At 61.4% G+C, this 1,125-nt stretch carries 1 protein-coding gene; it reads left to right on the forward strand.

Features of this window, described 5'->3' with window-relative positions; genetic code table 11:
• Window positions 1-358 precede the first annotated feature (358 nt).
• Window positions 359-1,125, forward strand: a 767-nt coding sequence (locus tag EJB06_RS31495; protein WP_164558107.1) for an MCP four helix bundle domain-containing protein, incomplete at its 3' end; no start/stop codon positions are given.

The raw sequence follows: 1,125 nt of genomic DNA on the forward strand, positions 1-1,125 counted from the left end.
CTGGAAGAACAGGCGGCGCGCCTGGCCGACGTGGCGGCGGGCTTCAAACTGGGAACCTCGGCAGCAACCCCAGGCCCGCGCAAAGGGGCGGCGGCGCCACGACTGAAGCTGGCGGCGTGACAGGCGATGACCGGAAGGCATATCAACATCATCACACCCGATAATAATCCGGCAAGGATATTGGCGAATGATTAGCAAAACCATCCTCGAAAATCGACCGCTCGTTCTTTTTTTGTTGCCGCCAAACAACATGCGACACGGGAATTAGTCATTTACAAACGTTAGCTGGATGTCTTTCTTGCAGAAGAGGATAATTGCCGCTCGGCATTATTCACTTCTCAACTGTCAGGAAAACATCATGTTCCCCAACGTACGCATCGGTTCCCGTCTTGCGATCGGTTTCGCCATCGTGCTGGTTTTGTCCATCGTCTCCACCGCCTACGCCATGCTCGCCGCGCGCGATACCGCCAGCGCCACGGAACGCATGATGGCCAATCCGCTGGCGAAGGAGCGCATGATGTCGGACTGGTACGTGATGACGTATTCGGCCATCGTGCGCACCAGCCTGATCGCGCGCAGCGCCGACGAAACCCTGTCGACCACCTTCGCGGCGGCCATCGCCGACAGCGTCAAGCGCAATAACGAGATCATGAAGCAGATGGAACCGCTCTTGAGCACCGACGAGGAAAAAGCCACCGTCAAGGCCATCCAGGCCAACCGCGCCGTCTATCAAAAGGCCAAGGAAGCGGTCATGGCCGCCAAGAAGGCCGGCGACAGCGCTGCCACCGAACAGGCTTTCAACGGCACCTTCCTGCCGGCGGCGACCGCCTACCAGAACAGCATCCAGGCCATGCTCGCCATGCAGCGCAAGGAGATCGACAGTACCGCCGTGCAGATCGAACAAGCCAGCAGCCGCACCGTCAGCCTGCTCCTGCTGCTCGGCACCCTGGCGGTGCTGACCGGCGCCGTGTGCGCCTTCCTGATCACGCGCTCGATCACCGTTCCGCTGAAAGCGGCCGTGGCGGTGGCCGGCACGGTCGCCAGCGGCGACCTGACCACCGAATTCGGCGCCACCACGCGCGACGAGATCGGCGACCTGATGCGCGCCCTGCACGCGATGAACGA

Source organism: Massilia atriviolacea (genome assembly GCF_003953935.1).
Lineage (GTDB): Bacteria > Pseudomonadota > Gammaproteobacteria > Burkholderiales > Burkholderiaceae_D > Telluria_A > Telluria_A atriviolacea.